General features: G+C 68.1%; 17 protein-coding genes and 1 tRNA gene. 6 read left to right on the top strand and 12 right to left on the bottom strand.

The genetic code is table 11. The features are described 5' to 3' along the window. Window positions 1–101: 101 nt before the first annotated feature. From I4Q42_RS17660 to gpmA, 3 genes are all read right to left on the bottom strand, one after another. On the bottom strand, window positions 102–1,364 hold the full coding sequence (locus I4Q42_RS17660; RefSeq protein WP_198577408.1) for a pentapeptide repeat-containing protein: 1,263 nt from the start codon (window positions 1,362–1,364) through the stop codon (window positions 102–104). 101 nt (window positions 1,365–1,465) lie between these two features. After that, the gene (locus I4Q42_RS17655; RefSeq protein WP_198577407.1) at window positions 1,466–2,725 is read right to left on the bottom strand and encodes a pentapeptide repeat-containing protein; all 1,260 of its coding nucleotides are present in this window, start codon (window positions 2,723–2,725) and stop codon (window positions 1,466–1,468) included. A 154-nt stretch (window positions 2,726–2,879) separates the two neighbouring features. Further along, entirely contained in the window at window positions 2,880–3,593 is a 714-nt protein-coding gene (gene gpmA / locus I4Q42_RS17650; RefSeq protein ID WP_198577406.1) for a 2,3-diphosphoglycerate-dependent phosphoglycerate mutase, read from the bottom strand. Between the two features lie 125 nt (window positions 3,594–3,718). Here gpmA and I4Q42_RS17645 point away from each other — a divergent pair, with 125 nt between their 5' ends. Together I4Q42_RS17645 and I4Q42_RS17640 are read left to right on the top strand one after the other, a co-directional pair. Then, window positions 3,719–3,961: a hypothetical protein gene (locus I4Q42_RS17645; protein ID WP_198577405.1), complete on the top strand. Its 243-nt coding sequence runs from the start codon at window positions 3,719–3,721 to the stop codon at window positions 3,959–3,961. Between the two features lie 123 nt (window positions 3,962–4,084). Beyond that, window positions 4,085–5,581, top strand: coding sequence for a phosphomannomutase/phosphoglucomutase (locus tag I4Q42_RS17640; RefSeq protein ID WP_198577404.1), 1,497 nt, complete (start codon window positions 4,085–4,087; stop codon window positions 5,579–5,581). A 63-nt stretch (window positions 5,582–5,644) separates the two neighbouring features. On the opposite strand, the gene I4Q42_RS17635 is transcribed toward I4Q42_RS17640, so the two are convergent. The 4 genes from I4Q42_RS17635 to I4Q42_RS17620 all read right to left on the bottom strand — a co-directional run bounded on the left by I4Q42_RS17635 (window position 5,645) and on the right by I4Q42_RS17620 (window position 8,515). Beyond that, window positions 5,645–6,028 (bottom strand): response regulator, encoded by a 384-nt coding sequence (locus tag I4Q42_RS17635; RefSeq protein WP_198577403.1) that lies wholly within the window; start codon window positions 6,026–6,028, stop codon window positions 5,645–5,647. A 103-nt stretch (window positions 6,029–6,131) separates the two neighbouring features. Then, on the bottom strand, window positions 6,132–6,761 hold the full coding sequence (gene upp, locus I4Q42_RS17630; protein ID WP_198577402.1) for a uracil phosphoribosyltransferase: 630 nt from the start codon (window positions 6,759–6,761) through the stop codon (window positions 6,132–6,134). A gap of 380 nt (window positions 6,762–7,141) precedes the next feature. Continuing rightward, window positions 7,142–7,741 carry an NAD(P)H:quinone oxidoreductase gene (gene wrbA / locus I4Q42_RS17625; protein ID WP_198577401.1) on the bottom strand — a complete coding sequence of 200 codons (600 nt, stop codon included), beginning with the start codon at window positions 7,739–7,741 and terminating at the stop codon, window positions 7,142–7,144. A gap of 75 nt (window positions 7,742–7,816) precedes the next feature. Next, on the bottom strand, window positions 7,817–8,515 hold the full coding sequence (locus I4Q42_RS17620; RefSeq protein ID WP_198577400.1) for a pirin family protein: 699 nt from the start codon (window positions 8,513–8,515) through the stop codon (window positions 7,817–7,819). 125 nt (window positions 8,516–8,640) lie between these two features. Between I4Q42_RS17620 and I4Q42_RS17615 the strand changes: the two genes are divergently transcribed. Both I4Q42_RS17615 and I4Q42_RS17610 read left to right on the top strand, forming a co-directional pair. Next, window positions 8,641–9,549 (top strand): LysR family transcriptional regulator, encoded by a 909-nt coding sequence (locus tag I4Q42_RS17615; protein WP_198577399.1) that lies wholly within the window; start codon window positions 8,641–8,643, stop codon window positions 9,547–9,549. Window positions 9,550–9,630: 81 nt separating this feature from the next. Continuing rightward, a tRNA-Leu gene (locus tag I4Q42_RS17610) sits at window positions 9,631–9,715 on the top strand. A 7-nt stretch (window positions 9,716–9,722) separates the two neighbouring features. Here the strand turns inward: I4Q42_RS17610 and I4Q42_RS17605 are convergent. After that, window positions 9,723–10,085, bottom strand: a complete 363-nt coding sequence (locus I4Q42_RS17605) for a hypothetical protein (RefSeq protein WP_198577398.1) — start codon at window positions 10,083–10,085, stop codon at window positions 9,723–9,725. A gap of 166 nt (window positions 10,086–10,251) precedes the next feature. Next, the gene (locus I4Q42_RS26440; protein WP_269816521.1) at window positions 10,252–10,374 is read right to left on the bottom strand and encodes a hypothetical protein; all 123 of its coding nucleotides are present in this window, start codon (window positions 10,372–10,374) and stop codon (window positions 10,252–10,254) included. A gap of 210 nt (window positions 10,375–10,584) precedes the next feature. Between I4Q42_RS26440 and I4Q42_RS17600 the strand changes: the two genes are divergently transcribed. Next, a complete protein-coding gene (locus I4Q42_RS17600) occupies window positions 10,585–11,109 on the top strand; it encodes a hypothetical protein (protein ID WP_198577397.1) in 525 nt (174 codons plus the stop codon). Between the two features lie 16 nt (window positions 11,110–11,125). On the opposite strand, the gene I4Q42_RS17595 is transcribed toward I4Q42_RS17600, so the two are convergent. The 3 genes from I4Q42_RS17595 to I4Q42_RS17585 form a co-directional block, all read right to left on the bottom strand. After that, complete coding sequence (locus I4Q42_RS17595; protein WP_198577396.1) at window positions 11,126–13,084, bottom strand: putative bifunctional diguanylate cyclase/phosphodiesterase; 1,959 nt, start codon at window positions 13,082–13,084, stop codon at window positions 11,126–11,128. 120 nt (window positions 13,085–13,204) lie between these two features. Then, the gene (locus I4Q42_RS17590) at window positions 13,205–14,605 is read right to left on the bottom strand and encodes a DUF6880 family protein (RefSeq protein WP_198577395.1); all 1,401 of its coding nucleotides are present in this window, start codon (window positions 14,603–14,605) and stop codon (window positions 13,205–13,207) included. Between the two features lie 4 nt (window positions 14,606–14,609). Then, entirely contained in the window at window positions 14,610–15,545 is a 936-nt protein-coding gene (locus I4Q42_RS17585; RefSeq protein WP_198577394.1) for a DUF808 domain-containing protein, read from the bottom strand. A 138-nt stretch (window positions 15,546–15,683) separates the two neighbouring features. Here I4Q42_RS17585 and I4Q42_RS17580 point away from each other — a divergent pair, with 138 nt between their 5' ends. Continuing rightward, window positions 15,684–16,631: a cation diffusion facilitator family transporter gene (locus I4Q42_RS17580; protein ID WP_198577393.1), complete on the top strand. Its 948-nt coding sequence runs from the start codon at window positions 15,684–15,686 to the stop codon at window positions 16,629–16,631. Window positions 16,632–16,953: the final 322 nt, after the last annotated feature.

The raw sequence follows: 16,953 nt of genomic DNA, 5'->3' as shown, positions 1-16,953 counted from the left end.
TGAGGCGGTAGGGTCAGTGCCGGCACGCCGGTTGGCGGCGTAACCCCTCACCCTCCCAGGCTATCGCCTGGGCCCCTCCCTCTCCCTCTGGGAGAGGGGGCTTAGGCCGGTGCGAAATCCACGCCTTGCACCTGGGTCAGGTCGCAGTCGCGGAAGCTGGCCTTGGCCAGGCGGGCGCCGGTGAAGTCGGCGCCGCGCAGGTCGGCGCCGTCGAAGACGGCTTCGGAGAGGACGGCGGTCTGGACCATGGCGTAGCGCAGGCGGGCGGCCGCCAGGTTGGCCACGGTCTTGCGCTCGGGGCCCAGCGGCAGGGGCGACAGGAAGGCCTGGCGCAGGTCGGCCTTGGTCAGGTTGGCGCCGGTCAACTTGGCGCCGCGCAGGTCGGCCCCGCGCAGATTCGCTGCGCGCAGGTCGGCGTTCTGGAGGTTGGCGCCCTGCAGCTGGGCGCCCGACAGGTCCATGCCGACCAGGCACGCGCCCTTGGCAGTCATGGCGGTGAGGCGCAGGCCCTTCAGCCGATCGCCGAGCGGACGCAGGTCCTCGCCGTCGAGACGGGCCGCCTGCCCTTCCTTGCCGCCGGTCTGGCACCATTGCTGGTTGGCCAGGCAGCGGGCGTAGAGCTCGCGCGCCTTGTTCACCGCGTCGGGCGTCGAGGCGATCAGGGCGCCGCTCATGTGCGCGCCGGTGACCCGGGCGGTCGAGGTGTCGACCCCGGCCATCACCGAGCCCTGCAGGTTGGCGCCCTCGAGATTGGCGCCCTTGATGTCGGCGTTGTCGAGGATGGCCCCCGACAGGTTGGCTTCCTTCAGGTTGGCGCCCGACAGCTTGGCCCCGCGCAGGGAACAGTCGGAGAAGTCGGCCTTGAAGGCCGAGACGCCGGTGAACTGCGAGCCGTCCAGGGTGGCGCCCGAGAAGTTGACCTCGTCGACCTCGCCGCTGCGGGTCTCGTGCTTGAGGGTGTCCAGCCCCTTGCGGGGGTGCGGGATGGCGATCTGGCCTTCGCGGAAGTCGGCCTGGGTGAGGTCGGCCTGAGACAGGTTGGCGCCGCGCAAGCAGGCGCCGCGCAGGTCGGCGCGTTGCAGGCTGGCCTGGCGCAGGTCGGCCTTGCGCAGGTCGCAGCCGAACAGGCTGGCGCGGTCGAGCTTGGTGCGCACCATGCGGCAGCCGTCGAGGATCGAGGCCGACAGGTCGGCGTCGGTCAGGTTGCGGAACGACAGGTCCAGGCCCGACAGGTTCATGAACCGCAGCGAGGCGCGCTTGCCGCCCTGCTTGCCGGTGACGAACTTCTCGTGGGCCGTGACGAGCATGTCGAGCTCGGCCTGGCTGAGCTTGCGGCGTCCCGCCATGCTCTGTGCAGCGTTCATTGCGGGACCCCCTCCCGTCGGTGCTTTAGTCGCTTGTATTTCATCGGATAACAGCAATCGACGAGCGAACGGTTAAGGTCGCGTCGTTTCGTCACATTTGTTCAGATGACGTCGTCCAGCCCCCGCGCGCCCAGACGGATCGCGCCGGTGATGTCGACATCCTTGAGGTTGGCGTTGGTGAAGTTGGCGCGCGACAGGTCCGAACCGGCCAGGCAGGCGCCGCGCAGGTCGGCCCGGGCCAGGTCGGCATTGGTCAGCAGCACGCCGGTCAGGTCGGCCGGCAGCAGCCGGTCCTTGCCGATCAGCAGCGGGCCCAACTGGGCGTCGCGCAGGTCGGAACCGGAAAGCTTGGCCCCCTTCAGGCGGGCTCCGCGCAGGTCGGCCCGGCGCAGGTTGCAGGCCCGAAGGTCCGCCCCTTCCAGCTGGGCGCCCTGCATCTGCACGCCCTCCATGTCGAGGCCGTAGAACACCGCCCCCTTGGCCGAGAGGGCCGTCAGGTTGAAGCCGCGGATGCTTTTCAGATTGCGCAGGTCGGCCTTGTCGAAGGCCGAGGGCTTGCCCTCCGCCCCGCCGGTCTCGCACCAGCGGGCATGGTCGGAGATCATCTGCTCGTAAGGCATGTCGGACACGTCGACGCCCGAGGCCTTGTCGGTCAGGGCGCCTTCCATACTGGCCCCGGTGACGTTCCAGGACAGGGTCTTGACCCCGACCAGCACGGTGTTGCGCAGATCCGCGCCGGTCAGGTTGGCGCCCGACAGGTCGGCGCCGGCCATGTTGGCGCCGTTGAAATTGGCCTGCTTTAGGTTGGCGCGCACCAGCTTGGCGTCCTTCAGGATCGCGTCGCTGAAGTCGGCCTTGGTGGCTACGATGCCCGACAGCCGCGAGCGTTCGAGGTTGGCGCCCGACAGGTTGGCGCCGGCGGCATAGGCCTCGCGCTGCACGGGCTCGATGATGCGGTAGCCTTCCTTGCGGTCGGCGGCGGCGATCTGGCCCTCGCGCAGGTCGGCCTCGAACATGTCGGCGCCGGTCAGGTTGGCGCCGCGCAGGCTGGAGCCGCGCAGGTCCGAGCGACGCAGCGAGGCGTCGGTCAGGTCGGCACCCTGCATGTCGGCCCCGTAGAGATTGGCGTTGTCGAGCTTGCAACGGCGCAGGTCGGTCCCGACCAGCAGCGCGCCGGTGAAGTCGGCGTCGCACAGATTGCGGCCCGCCAGCACCAGTCCGGAAATGTCGCAGAAGGCGAACACCGCGCGCGCTCCGCCCAGCCGAGCCGACCACAGGCGGTCATGCTTGGCGCAGATCACGTCGACTTCTTGTTGCGTCAGGCGCCGGTGTTCCTGGCCCGCCGCTGCCGGGGTGTTCATGCAAGCTCGCGTTTCCGTACCCGAAGGTACGCCAACTTGATGCGCCCGGCAGCATTAACGTCGTGTTTCCAGGCACTTCCTGCGCGCAGGAAGCCTGGAAACAACCCAGAGCCCCCTTCGCCGGCGGACGAAGGGATCCCCGCAGGGTCTTGAATCAGCCGATCGTCGGCAGCTTTTCGGCGCGGGCCTCGTCGAGGTAACGGGCGCCCACGGGCTTGAGGTCGGCGTCGAGATCGATGGCCAGCGGGTTGCCGGTGGGGATCTCGACCTTGACGATCTGGTCGTCGGGCACGGCGAACAGGTGCTTGACGATGGCCCGCAGCGAATTGCCGTGGGCGGCCACCAGGATGTTCTCGCCGGCCTTCAGCTTGGGGGCGATGGCGTCTTCCCAATAGGGCAGCACGCGCACCAGGGTGGTGGCCAGGCTCTCGGTCGAGGGCAGGCTCGCGCCCTTGTAGCGACGATCGGACGCGAAGTCGTACTCGCCGCCCGGGGCCAGTTCCGGCGGCGGAACATCGTAGGAGCGCCGCCAGATGGTGACCTGCTCCTCGCCGTGCTTTTCGGCGGTCTCGGCCTTGTTCAGGCCGGTCAGGCCGCCGTAGTGGCGCTCGTTCAGGCGCCAGTCCTTGGTCACCGGCACGAAGCTTTGCGACGCCGCGTCCAGGGCCAGGTTGCAGGTGCGGATGGCGCGGGTCTGGACCGAGGTGAAGGCCTCGTCGATGTCGAGGCCGGCGGCCTTGATCAGTTCGCCGCCCTTGCGGGCCTGGGCCTCGCCCTCGGCGGTCAGGTCAACGTCGACCCAGCCGGTGAAGCGGTTCTCGAGGTTCCACTGGCTCTGGCCGTGGCGAAGCAGGACGAGGACGGGCATCGGAACTCCCTTGATTGTTCCAGGGCGGGCTAAGGCCGCGCGGGGCCCGCGTCAAGACAAGGTCAGGCGACGCCATGTCAAGCAACGCCCCTGTCCCGCCACGAACGACGTGCTATAGCCGGGCCATGCCCGATCGCATCTTCATGCCCATCTGCGCGTTCATCGCCCTGGCGATGATCGCCTTCTCCCTCGTCTGGCCGCAGGGTTTCGGCGAACGCTCGCCCGGCCCCTTCGGCTCGACGCCCATTCAACAGACCCCGGAAATGAAGACCTTGATCGAGAAGGAAAAGGCGTCCGCCCGCCTCAGCGAAGAGCGCCGCCAGCGCGAGGCCGCCGCCGCTGCCCTTAGCGGCGAAGGCGGGCAGTAAGCATATTTACCGGCCTTGAACTCGTTCAATCGTCACATTGATCGATCAACGTCATACGAAGAGGGTGGTGTGCAACCACTCCGACAGCTAAACGCACCTCACCGCTCATTGAAGCGAGCCCCTATGTTCTCAACTCCCCGTGCTGATCTGGTTCCTAATACGGCCGCTTACGAAAACGAACCGCTGGTCAAGGCGACGGGCTTCCGCGAATACGATGCACGCTGGCTGTTCGGCCCCGAGATCAACTTGCTGGGCATCCAGGCGCTTGGCCTGGGCCTGGGCACCTACATCCACGAGCTGGGCGAGTCGAAGATCGTGGTCGGCCACGACTTCCGCTCCTACTCGTCGTCGATCAAGAACGCCCTGATCCTGGGCCTGCTGAGCGCCGGCTGCGAAGTGCACGACATCGGCCTGGCCCTGTCGCCCACCGCCTATTTCGCCCAGTTCGACCTCGACATCCCGTGCGTGGCCATGGTCACCGCCAGCCACAACGAGAACGGCTGGACCGGCGTGAAGATGGGCGCCCAGAAGCCCCTGACCTTCGGTCCCGACGAGATGGGCAAGCTCAAGGACATCGTCCTGGGCGCCAAGTTCGTCGAGCGTGACGGCGGAAAGCTGATCCGCGTCGAAGGCCAGGCCGAGCGCTACATCGCCAATGTCGCCACCCGCGCCCAGATCACCCGTCCGCTGAAGGTGCTGGCCGCCTGCGGCAACGGCACCGCCGGCGCCTTCGCCGTCGAGGCCCTGCAGCGCATGGGCGTCAGCGACGTGATCGGCATGGACACCGACCTCGACTACACCTTCCCCAAGTACAATCCGAACCCGGAAGACCTGGAGATGCTGCACGAGATGGCCAAGGCCGTCCGTGAGCACGGCGCGGACCTGGCCTTCGGCTTCGACGGTGACGGCGACCGCTGCGGCGTGGTCGACGACGAGGGCGAGGAGATCTTCGCCGACAAGATCGGCCTGATGCTGGCTCGAGACCTGGCCCCGCTGCACCCGGGCGCGACCTTCGTCGTCGACGTCAAGTCGACCGGCCTCTACGCCACCGACCCGATCCTCAAGGAACACGGCTGCAAGGTCATCTACTGGAAGACCGGCCACAGCTACATCAAGCGCAAGAGCGCCGAGACGGGCGCCCTGGCCGGCTTCGAGAAGAGCGGCCACTTCTTCATGAATGCCCCGCTGGGCTACGGCTACGACTGCGGCCTGACCGCCGCGGCCGCCGTGCTGGCCATGCTCGATCGCAACCCGGACAAGAAGCTGAGCGACCTGCGCAAGGCCCTGCCGATCGCCTTCACCTCGCTGACCATGAGCCCGCACTGCGACGACGAGAAGAAGTACGGCGTCGTCGCCGAGGTGGTGAAGGAATACGAAGACCTGTTCGCCGCCGGCGGCTCGATCCTGGGTCGGAAGATCACCGAGGTGATCACCGTCAACGGCGTGCGCGTGCACCTGGAAGACGGCTCGTGGGTGCTGGTCCGCGCCTCGTCGAACAAGCCCGAAGTGGTGGTCGTGGTCGAGAGCACCCAGTCGGAAGACGATATGAAGGCCCTGTTCCGCGAGGAAGTGAAGCCGCGCCTGGGCGCCCGCGTGGGCAAGTACAACCAAGAGATCTGATCGGGCTCAGCCCCCTGACGAACGAAAGGCCGGGGAGCGATCCCCGGCCTTTTTGTTTTGGTGTCAGACCTTGGCCTGAAGGACCTCGCCGATCCTCTCCAACAAGGCCTTGCCCGTAAAGGGCTTCATCACGTAGCCGGCCGCGCCCAGCTGCAGGGCCTGGACGATGCGGTCGAGCCGCCCCTCCCCCGTCAGCATCAGAACCGGGATCTCGCTCCCGCCCGGGGCGGCCTGCAAGGCGCGCAGGGCGTCGAGGCCGGACAGGCCCGGCATGCGCACGTCGAGCAGGATCAGGGCCGGCGGCGCGGCGGCCACCGCGCCCAGCAGGTCCTCGACGGTGGGAAAGGTCCTCACGGCGTAGCCGCCCCGGCCGAGCTGGATCTCGACCAGCTCGCGCGTCAGGGCGTCGTCGTCGGCGACGTAGATCAGCGGCGGCGTGACCAGCATGGCGTTCCGAAAGGTTAACGCTGCTGCTTACTGCGCCGGTGGAGTCGCGCAAGTGCTCATGCGCACAAACGGCCCCCCTTTGGGGTCACCGCGCGCCGCCTGATCACTTGGTTCCGAAGGTGCGGTCGCCAGCGTCGCCCAGGCCCGGCACGATGTAGCCGTGGTCGTTGAGCGCCTCGTCGACCGCCGCCGTCCAGATCTGCACGTCCGGATGGGCCGCGCGGAGGGTCTCCACGCCCGGGACCGAGGCCAGCAGGCAGACGAACCGCAGGTCGCGCACGCCGCGCTTCTTCAGCAGGTCGATCGCCGCCACCGCCGTGTGGCCGGTGGCCAGCATCGGGTCGACGACGATGACCAGGCGGTCGGCGATGTCTTCGGGGGTCTTGAAGTAGTACTCGACCGCCTTGAGGGTCTCGGGATCGCGATAGAGGCCGATGTGGGCGACGCGGGCCGATGGCACGAGATCGAGCATGCCCTCGGCCATCCCCAGGCCGGCGCGCAGGATCGGGGCGAAGACCAGCTTCTTGCCGGCGATGACCTTGGCTTTCGTCGGCGCGACCGGCGTCTCGATCTCGACCTCGTCCATGGTCAGCTCGCGGGTGACCTCGTAGCAGATCAGGGTCGCGGTCTCGCGCATCAGGGCGCGGAAGGTCTTGGTCGAGGTTTCCTTGTCCCGCATCAGGGTCAGCTTGTGCTGCACCAGCGGGTGGTCGACGATCGTGACGCCTTGCATCGGGCGAGGTCCTTGGGACTGAAAAGAAGCTTCAGCCGCTCAAGTGCCGCCTTCCGGCTCGCCCCTCAAGGACTAATCAGCCGGCCAGGCCGACGATCGTCCGGAAGGCCCATACGGTGCAGCCGATGCAGACGAGCAGCGTCATGAAATCGGCCATGCCCGACCTCCGCTTCGCTGCTTTCGCCTTCTTCGCCACGCCCGCCTCGCTTGTCCCCTGCGTGCGAGCATACTCGCGCATCAACCTCAACGCGACGCTTAGAAACGGGGTTAAGCCGCCGTTTTCCAAAAGAAAAGCCGCGCCGCGCTTCTCTTGGGGGGAGAGAAGAAGCGCGACGCGGCGGGATCGGCCGGGTCTTGGGGGAGGAACCCGGCCGGGGTCGTTAGCCGTGCAGCTTGATGGCCGCGGCGGCGATCAGCTCGCCCTGGTGGCGGGCGCCGTCCAGGTCGATCTGGGTCGGCTGGCGGCTGCCGTCGCCGCCGGCGACCGTGGTGGCGCCGTAGGGCGCGCCGCCGACGATCTCGTCGTTGCTCATCTGGCCCTGGTGGCTATAGGGCAGGCCGATGATCGTCATGCCGAAGTGCAGCAGGTTGGTGATGATCGAGAACAGGGTGGTTTCCTGGCCGCCGTGCTGGGTGGCGGTCGAGACGAAGGCGCCGCCGACCTTGCCGTTCAGCGCGCCGCGGGCCCACAGGCCGCCGGCCTGGTCGAGGAACGCGGCCATCTGCGAGCTCAAGCGGCCGAAACGCGTGCCGGTGCCGACGATGATGGCGTCGTAATCGGCCAGTTCGGCGACGGTGGCGATCGGGGCTTCCTGGTCGAGCTTGAAGTGAGCGCCCTTGGCGATCTCTTCCGGCACGGTTTCGGGAACGCGCTTGATGTCGACGGTCGCGCCCGTGCTGCGAGCGCCTTCGGCGACGGCCTTGGCCATCGTCTCGATGTGGCCGTACGACGAGTAGTAAAGGACCAGAACCTTGGCCATGGGAGTCTCCTAGAGAAAGCTCAGTCTGAGGTTGGGGAGGAAAAGACGCGGCGACTGCCGCCGCGTCTTGAAGGTTTAGGCGGCGTCCACCAGCACGAGTTCGGCGTCTTCCAGAGCCTTGACCCGGATGGTGTTCTCGTTGGCGATCGCCGCGCCGTCGCGGGTGTCGAGCGCCACGCCGTTGACTTCGACCTTGCCGGTCGAGGGCACGAGGTAGGCATGACGGCCGTCGCCCAGCGTATATTCGGTCTCTTCACCGGCCTTCAGCGTCGCGCCCAGGACCCGGGCGTCGGTGCGGATCGGCAGGGCGTCGGCGTCGCCTTCGAAGCCGCTGGCCAGGGCCACGAACTTGCCGGAGCGGTCGCCCTTGGGGAACGGCTTGGCGCCCCAGGCGGGCGGTTCGCCGCCGCGGTCCGGAATGATCCAGATCTGGAAGATCTTGGTCACGCCCGGCTCGAGGTTATATTCCGAGTGGCGGATGCCGGTGCCGGCGCTCATCACCTGCACGTCGCCCGCTTCGGTGCGGCCCTTGTTGCCCAGGCTGTCCTGGTGGGTGATCGCCCCCTCGCGAACATAGGTGATGATCTCCATGTCGTTGTGCGGGTGCGGCGGGAAGCCCGTGCCGGCGGCGATGGTGTCGTCGTTCCAGACCCGCAGGGCGCCCCAGTTGACGCGCTTGGGATCATGGTAGCCGGCGAACGAGAAGTGGTGCTTGGCGTCGAGCCAACCGTGATTGGCGCCGCCCAGGCTGTCGAACTTGCGAACTTCGATCATGTCGATCTCCCGGTGTGTCTGGGTGGAGAAGCCGTGGCGGCGTCTCCGTTGACGAGGAAGATGGAGACAGATCGCTCGATCCGAAATAGAAATGGTCGAAAGAAACCATTTCCAAAAACGACATGATGAAACTTCCCGACTTCGAGGCCTGGGCCGTGTTCGCCAAGGTGGCCGAGACCGGCTCGTTCGCGCGGGCCGCCAAGGACCTGGGGCTGTCCAACGCCACGGTGTCCAAGGCCGTGTCTCGTCTGGAGCAGCGGCTGGGCGCGACGCTGTTCCACCGCACCTCGCGGCGGCTGTCGCTGACCGACAGCGGCCAGAGTTCGCTGGAGGCCGCCAGCCGTCTGCTGGCCGACGGCGAGACCCTGGAGCTGGAGGCCTCGGCCCAGTCCGCGGTCCCGCGCGGCCTGGTGCGCCTGGCCGCGCCGATGTCGTTCGGGATCGGCTACCTCGGCCCTGCCCTCTCCGACTTCTTCGCGCTGTATCCCGAGGTGTCGGTCGAGCTGTCGCTGTCGGACCAGCTGGTCGACATCGTCGAAGACGGCTTCGACCTGGCCCTGCGGATCTCGGCCCTGGAGGATTCCAGCCTGCTGGCCCGGCGGTTGTGCCCGGTGCGGGTGATGCTGGTCGGCTCGCCGGACTATTTCGACCGCCATGGCCGGCCCCAGCATCCGAAGGACCTGACCGGCCACCGCGCCCTGTTCTACACCGGCGGCCGCTCGCGCGACGCCTGGCGGTTCGAGCACGCCCAGCACGGCCAATACGCCATCAGCGTGCCCGCGCCGCTGCGGGCCAACAACGCCGACGTCTTCCGCGCCCTGTTGCTGGCCGGTCAGGCCGTGGCCATGCAGCCGGACTTCATGGTCTGGAACGACGTCGCCGAGGGCCGGCTGGAACAGGTGCTGGCCGACTGGACCCCGCCGCCGATCGCCATGCACCTCGTCACCCCGCCCAGCGCCATCCGGCCTGCACGGGTGCGGGTGCTGATGGAGTTCCTGGCCGAACGGCTGGCGAAGGCGCCTTGGCTGGCATGAGGTGAAACGCCTCTGGAACTTCCCCGCGACCGCTGCTAGGAAAGCCGTCCTTCGCTTCGGGCCATCGGCTCGGAGCCGAGCGCGGGCGTGGTGAAACTGGTAGACGCGCCGGACTCAAAATCCGGTTCCGAAAGGAGTGTCGGTTCGACCCCGACCGCCCGCACCATCCGACCTCAGGTCGAATCCTTCTTCAGCCAGATCCTGACCTGCCAGTCGGCGGCGTCGTCCTCGACGAAGTCGGTCGCCCAGGCCAGGATGTCGGGATGGGTGATCCAGAACCCGTAGGGCGGCGCGTGGCCGGTGTTGCCGAAGCTCAGGTCATGATCCCGGTCCTCGGGAACATCGGCGTTGGGCATGGCCCATTGCTCTTCCGGCGGCGGCTCCATGGCGTCGACGAAATGCAGCGCCGCCCGCACCAGGCCGCTCGCCGAGGGATCCGTCACCACCTCGCGCGTCGCCGGGTGGCGTCGCAGGAACTCGACGCCGGCGTCATTGGTCAGGACGATGGGCTTCAGGGCGGCAAGCGGGGTTGTCATGGCGGCAAACTAGTCGAGGCCGTCAGCGGGCGCCAAGCCTGCCCATGGGCGATATCGCGCGGCGCCGCGACCGCCACAAGCGCCAGCGGCGCGGGAATAGACCGGCGCGAGATCAGGCCGCCGGCGTCAGGCGGCTTTGTCTATCGATCCATGAAAGCTTGAAAGACTAGTCGAGATCTTCCTCGGCCGTGGCCGGGACTTCCCGCCAATTCCTGGCCAGAATCACGCCGCCCCACACCACCGCGCCGACCGCCAACGCAATCAGCGCCGGCCATTGGACCAGTTCCATTGTTTCTCTCCCCTTATTTTTAACGATGCAATCACAGCTTCGCGCACAGCGCTACTTGTTTGATCGTATGGGGAGAAATTCGAGGACCGGCGTTACGAGAGCCTATGACGGCCGCGCGGCAAATTGGGGCAGTTGAGTTCCCATGATCGACATGCTGACACAGGCTTCACGCCGTGCTCAAGTTTCATTGTTCTGCGTTCGAGAAACCAAATGCCGCCTACCCCGAAGATCAAGTTCTGCGGCTTCTATTCACGCTGCGCCTTCGCTCATGGACAGGCCGAGATCAGATTTCACCCGCTAGAATTCACGCAAGACCCGGACGCCAGACCGGTATGGTCGCTTGTCTTCGAAGACGTCGATTTCGATGCCTCCGCCCTTGAAGGGTTCTCGGACTCGGAGGAGGGAATCGAAGTCGAGATTTACGACCGCCACGCCATCTTCCATGACGCCTGGAGCGATACGCGACAGACGCTCAGCGCGAAGAGGCTGGCCGCGATTGAAGTCGCCTACGACGCCGCCGAACTGCACGAACGTATGCGACAACTCAAGGATGAGATCGCGCATCTGCACGACGACCTCCGCAACGCGCTAACCAAGGACATTCAAGGACGGGCCCTTTTGCGCGAACTGCTGCGCCGTGCGGAAATAAAGGCGGCGGCTTCAGACCATCTTCGCGAACGGCAGAGTGCAGCGATCGAGGTGCTAAAGCGCCTCACCACACATTTCGGCGACTAGATCGATCGGCTAGCCCCTACCCCGCCGACCGCAGTTCCACCGCGTCCGCCTCGCCCCGCTCGGCCGCCAGATAGCCGGCCACCGCCTCGCCCGGCATCGGCCGCGCGAACAGGAAGCCCTGCACCACCCGGCACCCCAGCGGGCGCAGCAGCACCAGCTGCTCGGGCTCCTCGACGCCTTCGACCACGCAGTCGAGGCCGAGATTGCGGCAGAGGTCGAGGATGGTCTTGACGATGGCCCGGCGCTTGTCGGCCGCCCCCAGGCCGCGCATGAAGCTGCCGTCGATCTTCAGCTTGTCGATCGGCAGGCGGTGCACGTAGCTGAGGCTGGAATAGCCGGCCCCGAAGTCGTCGAGCGCGATGCGCACGCCCAGGGCCTTCAGCGCCGCCAGCGAGCGGGCTGCCTGGTCGAAGTCGCGCATGACGGCGGTCTCGGTGACCTCCAGGTCGATGCGGCCCGGATCGACGCCGCTCAACTCGATGATCTCGATGATGCGGGCGATCTGCTCGGGCGAGGCGATGTCGCGGACCGACAGGTTGAACGACAGCCGCTGGTCTTCGGGCCAGGTTTTGGCGGCGTCCAGCGCCCAGGACAGCAGCACCGGCGACATGCGGGCGATCAGACCCGAGCGCTCGGCCACCGGCACGAAGTCGCCCGGCGAGACGACGCCCAGAGTCGGGCTGGTCCAGCGGGCCAGGGCCTCGAAACCGACGGTGCGCTCGCTGCGGATATCGACCAGGGGCTGGAAGGCCAGGCGGAACTCGGTGTCCATGTCGGCGTGGCGCAGGGCCTGCTCGATCAGGCCGGCGGTCTTGATCGCCGTCTCGTGGTCGGCCGAGAACACCACCGCCGCGCCGCGGATGTTCTGCTTGGCGTGATAGAGGGCGTAGTCGGCGCGCTCGTAGAGCAAGTTCGGCGCGGTCGCGGCCTGCGGATAGACGGCGAAGCCGACCGAGCCGGAGACCTGGGCCGTGACGCCCGGGAAGCAGTAGGGCTCGCGCAGGGCCGCGCAGAGGTCCGCGCCCAGGCGCTGGAGCGCTTCGGGGGCGAGGTCGGCCTCGATGATCAGGCCGTATTCGTCGCCGCCCAAGCGGGCCACGAACAGCGGCTGGCCATGGTTGCGGCCCAGGCGCTCGCCGGCCTCGACCAGCACGCGGTCGCCGACCGCGTGACCATAGGCGTCGTTGACCGGCTTGAAGCCGTCCAGATCGATCACCCCGACGGCGAAGCGGCGGCCCTCGGCGGCGGCCTGGTCGGTCACCCTTTGCAGGCGCGAGAAGAACTGGCGGCGGTTGGGCAGGCCGGTCAGGCCGTCCAGGTTGGCCATCCGCAGATAGTCGTCGCTGAGGCTCTGGATCTCGGCCTGGCGCTCCTCCAGCCCACGCTGCGATTCCACCAGGTTGGAGAAGTCGCGGTAGGAGATCAGCAGGATCACCAGCATGGCGATCGCCACCAGGGCCATGTTGAAACCGATCGCCGTCAGCACCGGATTGCCGCTGGCCAGCAAGAAGACGGCGATGGGCCCGACGACGATGGCGGTCAGCAGGAAGGCGGCGGCCCGCATGTGCATCAGGCAGAACACGCAGCCGATGGCCGTGATGGCCATGTAGAAGACCACGTGCGCCTTGGTGAAGGCGTCGCCATACGGAAACAGGCTGAACGCCCAGAGCGTGAAGCCCAGGCCCAGGACGCCGGCGAACACCAGGGTCTGGCGCAGCATCCGCTTGGCGCCGGCCTGGTCGATGGTCGTGCCGCGCGCCCGCCACCAGGTAACCAGCCGCACCAGGCTGATCACGCCCAGCAGGCCGGGGAAACCGAGGGTCAGCAGCGGTGGCGAGTTGTCCAGGTGTGTCGCCGACAGGGCGATCGTGTTGACCAGCACCAGCGCGTACATCATCGGCACCTGCCGCGAGAAGGCGCGCACCTGCGCCTTCAGCAGTTCGGGTGTCGGCGGGACGGGTCGGAACCAGGGCAATGGAGCATCGCGGCGGCTTGCGGGACAGCCGTCACTCCTGCGCCTTGGACGTTTAATGGCTGATTATGCTGGGGTTTGAACGCTCGCCGCCCAGGCGTGGCGCAATGTCGCAGGCTGGCGCTAAAGCCGCCGATAGCCCGCCACGCGCCTGGCCCAGGTCACGTGGTCGTCGATCGCCGCGTCGTCCGGCAGGCCGGGGACCAGCGACTCCGCCTCCAGCAGCCAGCGGGCGGCGTCGGCATAGCGGTCGGCGCGGCCGTAGCGCACCACGTCGTCGACCATGGCCCGCAGCAGCACGGTGGCGGCCAGCGGATAGCGGTGCTCCAGCAGCCGCGCGGCCGGCTCCAGCACCACCTCGCGGTCGCCGCGCAGCGCCGGGCCGCGCTCCATGACCAGCTTTGCCGCGCCGGCCGCCGAGGGCCAGGCGGTCAGGAAGGCCAGGGCCTTGTGCGGGTCGGGATAGGTCTGGGCGTAGTCGAGGGCCTGGTCCTCGGCCTCGACGTCCTCGAAGTCGGGCAGGCCCTTGAGGAAGGCCCGCAGCATCTCGACCGACAGGGTGGCCTTGAAGCTGGCCCAGCGCACGGCCTGGGCCTCCAGCGGCTCACCGGCCGCTTCCAGGGCGGCGATGCGGGCCTCGTCCCAGGCGAGCGCGCCGGGATCGGCCCGGTCGGCGGGACCCGGCGTGGACTGGTCCAGAGCCGCCAGGGCCTCGGCGGTGCGGCCGACGGCCAGGTAGCGGCGGGCGATCTGGGCGCCGATCGGCGGCAGCACCTGCTGGCTGGCGGTGAACAGGGCCGCGAAGCCCTCGACGTCGCCTTCCAGGTCGGCCAGCACCTGGGCGGCGGCGCGCAGGCGCGGATCGGGCCGACGCTGGACGGCCAGGCGCTCGCGCACTTGGCCGCGCAGCACGGCCACGGCGTCGCCGGCCAGGGCGGGCGCGGCCGCGCGCAGCAGATCGACCGACAGCTTGGTCGAGGCGTCGGTGACGAACGCCAGCAGGGCGTCGGCCAGCGAGCGGCTGTCCAGCGTCAGGGCCTTGGGCGACAGGCGGGCCACATCGGCCACGGCCTGGTCGAACACGGCCAGCAGTTCGCCCTTGGGATCCTTGATCCGGCCTTCCAGGTCTTCGGACACCCGCACCAGCCGCACCAGTACCGGCACGGCGAGGTTGGGATCGAGCTCGCCCAGACGCCCGGCCGCCGAGGCGCGGTGGGCGTCGAGGTCGCGGACGAACTCCTTGAACTTGCGCCAGTTGATGCGGGCGCGGCTGTCGGCGATGGCGTCGATGCGCTTGTCGATCTCGGCGGCCAGGTCGGCGGCCCCGACCTCGCCCAGCAGGGCCAGCTTCAGGCGGCGCTTGATGGCCGGATGGCCCTCGGCGACCTCCATCAGCAGTTCCGACAGCGCCTCCGGCCCCAGATAGGCCAGGTTGGCCGCATTAACCGACCGGCGCGGCGCGGCCTTCTTGACGGCCTTGGCCTTTACCTTGGCCTGGGGGGGCTGGGGCTCCGCCTCGGCCACGCGTCTAATGCGCCTTCTTGCGCGGAATGAAGTGCAGCACGGCGGCGATCGCCCCGCCGACCACCATGCCGACCACAGCCGAGCCCAGGGCCATGGCCAGCCAGCCGGTGACCGCGCCGACGCCCGGAACCTGGCCGGCCCAGTGCGAGAAGCCCTCGACCCAGGCCGGGATCGGCGTGAAGTGGAACTCGTGCAGGCCGTGGACGATGATGCCGCCGCCGACCCACAGCATGGCCGCGGTGCCGATATAGGCCAGGCTGTCCATCACCACCGGCATGCCCTTGACCAGGCCGCGACCAAAGCCGCGCGTCGCCGCGGTCTTGCCCTTGGCCATGTGCAGGCCGATGTCGTCCATCTTCACGATCAGACCGACCACGCCGTAAACCAGCACGGTGATGACCACCCCGACCACCGCCAGGGCGGCGGCCTGGATCGGCAAGGGACGGTCGGCGACGTCGGCCAGGGCGATGGCCATGATCTCGCCCGACAGGATCAGGTCGGTGCGGATGGCGCCGGCGATCTTCTGCTTTTCCAGTTCGGGGCCGCTGAGGGCCAGGTCCTCGGTCTCGACCGCCTCGTCGTGATGGACGAAGATCTCGATGATCTTCTCGGCCGCCTCGAAGGCCAGGTACGAGCCGCCCAGCATCAGGATCGGCGTCACCGCCCACGGCGCGAAGGCGCTGAGCAGCAGGGCGCCGGGCAGCAGGAACAGCAGCTTGTTGCGCAGCGAGCCGACGGCGATCTTGGCCACGATCGGCAGCTCGCGGTCGGGCGTGAAGCCCATGGCGTAGCCGGGGGTCACGGCGGTGTCGTCGACCACCACGCCGACGGCCTTGGTCCCCGCCTTGCCGGCGGCGGCCCCGATGTCGTCGACCGAGGCGGCGGCGATCTTGGCGATGCCGGCGACGTCATCCAGGAGCGCGACGAGACCCGAGGGCATGGAGAGACCTTGCGTGGATTCGGCCGCCCCGCGCGGCCGTGGAAGAGCGCCCTGCGTAAGGGCTCGCCGCGCGCGGGTAAAGGGTGAGGGCCGCGATCGCCGGAGGAACGCCCGTGGCCGAGCCCGCGTTGCGCCGCCATGGCCTCGACCGCGAACAGAAACAGCGCCCACATCGTCGTCTACGCGGCCCTGGCGGGCAACCTGGCCATCGCCGCCACCAAGTTCGTGGCCTTCGCCCTGACCGGCTCGTCGGCCATGCTGACCGAGGCCATCCACTCCAGCGTCGACACCGGCAACCAGGGCCTGCTGCTGCTGGGCTTGGCCCGCGCCCGCAAGAAGCCCAGCGTCACCCATCCGTTCGGCTACGGCATGGAGGTCTATTTCTGGTCGTTCGTGGTGGCGCTGATGATCTTCGCCCTGGGCGGGGCCTTCTCGATCTACGAGGGGATCCTGAAGATCCGCGCGCCCGAGGCCATCGACCGGCCGTGGATCAACTTCGTGGTCCTGGGCCTGGCGGCGCTGTTCGAGGGCGGCTCGTTCCTGGTGGCGCTGAAGGAATTCAAGACCCTGCGCGGCGACGCGCCGTTCTTCACCGCCATCCGCCGCAGCAAGGACCCGTCGATCTTCGCGGTGCTGCTGGAGGACGGCGCGGCCCTGGCGGGCCTGGCCATCGCCGCCCTGGGCGTGGCCGGCGCCATGCTGGGCCTGGCCTGGGCCGACGGCGCGGCCTCGGTCGCGATCGGCGTCCTGCTGGTGGTGGTCGCCGCCTTCCTGGCCAACGAGACCCGCAGCCTGCTGACCGGCGAGGCCGCCTCCCCCCGCATCGTCGCCGAGGTCCGCAAGGCTCTTGAGAGCGACCCGCGCATCGACAGCGTCGCCGAGGTGCTGAGCATGCACCTGGGGCCTCAAGAGATCTTGCTGGGCGTCACCCTCGACTTCCAGGACCACCTGACCGCCGCCGACATCGAAGCCGCCAGCGACCACTTCGCCGAGCTGATCCAGGGCGTGGACCGCCGGATCACCCGGGTGTTCGTGCGGTCCGGGCGGGCGCGGGAGGCCTATGCGCGGCTGTCGGAAGGCGGGTGAGTTCGTCTTTACGCTTACCGTCATTGCCGCCGTTGTGGTGGAAATCTCCAACGACATGAACACTTCCGACATCGGACAGGCAAAGTGACGTCCTGCTGAACGACAGGTGCGAAATGCCCGCGCCAAGCCTGACCTGAGAAGGTGCGCGAAGGTTAGGGAACGAACACTTGGCCCTTCTCCCTCACGGAAGATGAAGTCAGCGAAATCTATGGATGACAGGGCGAAAGCAAGCGCCTTGAAAGCTTGGCTTTTCTGCCGCATGAGTTCGGCAGGGGGTACTCATGGTTTTGAAAGTTTCGTTGCTGGTTTCGGCCTGCGTGTT

Origin of the sequence: Caulobacter hibisci (assembly GCF_016135805.1) — a bacterium.
GTDB lineage: Bacteria > Pseudomonadota > Alphaproteobacteria > Caulobacterales > Caulobacteraceae > Caulobacter > Caulobacter hibisci.
This window is presented reverse-complemented; position numbering and strand designations above follow the sequence as displayed.

Bases quoted from the DNA above. Each gene is read 5' to 3' on its own strand.
- I4Q42_RS17600 (WP_198577397.1), top strand. From the start codon at position 10,585: ATGCCGCCTACCCCGAAGATCAAGTTCTGCGGCTTCTATTCACGCTGC.
- I4Q42_RS17635 (WP_198577403.1), bottom strand. From the start codon at position 6,028: ATGCTGGTCACGCCGCCGCTGATCTACGTCGCCGACGACGACGCCCTG.
- I4Q42_RS17645 (WP_198577405.1), top strand. From the start codon at position 3,719: ATGCCCGATCGCATCTTCATGCCCATCTGCGCGTTCATCGCCCTGGCG.
- upp (WP_198577402.1), bottom strand. From the start codon at position 6,761: ATGCAAGGCGTCACGATCGTCGACCACCCGCTGGTGCAGCACAAGCTG.
- I4Q42_RS17585 (WP_198577394.1), bottom strand. From the start codon at position 15,545: ATGCCCTCGGGTCTCGTCGCGCTCCTGGATGACGTCGCCGGCATCGCC.
- I4Q42_RS17580 (WP_198577393.1), top strand. From the start codon at position 15,684: ATGGCCTCGACCGCGAACAGAAACAGCGCCCACATCGTCGTCTACGCG.
- I4Q42_RS17640 (WP_198577404.1), top strand. From the start codon at position 4,085: ATGTTCTCAACTCCCCGTGCTGATCTGGTTCCTAATACGGCCGCTTAC.
- I4Q42_RS26440 (WP_269816521.1), bottom strand. From the start codon at position 10,374: ATGGAACTGGTCCAATGGCCGGCGCTGATTGCGTTGGCGGTCGGCGCG.
- I4Q42_RS17615 (WP_198577399.1), top strand. From the start codon at position 8,641: ATGAAACTTCCCGACTTCGAGGCCTGGGCCGTGTTCGCCAAGGTGGCC.
- I4Q42_RS17655 (WP_198577407.1), bottom strand. From the start codon at position 2,725: ATGAACACCCCGGCAGCGGCGGGCCAGGAACACCGGCGCCTGACGCAA.
- wrbA (WP_198577401.1), bottom strand. From the start codon at position 7,741: ATGGCCAAGGTTCTGGTCCTTTACTACTCGTCGTACGGCCACATCGAG.
- gpmA (WP_198577406.1), bottom strand. From the start codon at position 3,593: ATGCCCGTCCTCGTCCTGCTTCGCCACGGCCAGAGCCAGTGGAACCTC.
- I4Q42_RS17660 (WP_198577408.1), bottom strand. From the start codon at position 1,364: ATGAACGCTGCACAGAGCATGGCGGGACGCCGCAAGCTCAGCCAGGCC.
- I4Q42_RS17605 (WP_198577398.1), bottom strand. From the start codon at position 10,085: ATGACAACCCCGCTTGCCGCCCTGAAGCCCATCGTCCTGACCAATGAC.
- I4Q42_RS17620 (WP_198577400.1), bottom strand. From the start codon at position 8,515: ATGATCGAAGTTCGCAAGTTCGACAGCCTGGGCGGCGCCAATCACGGT.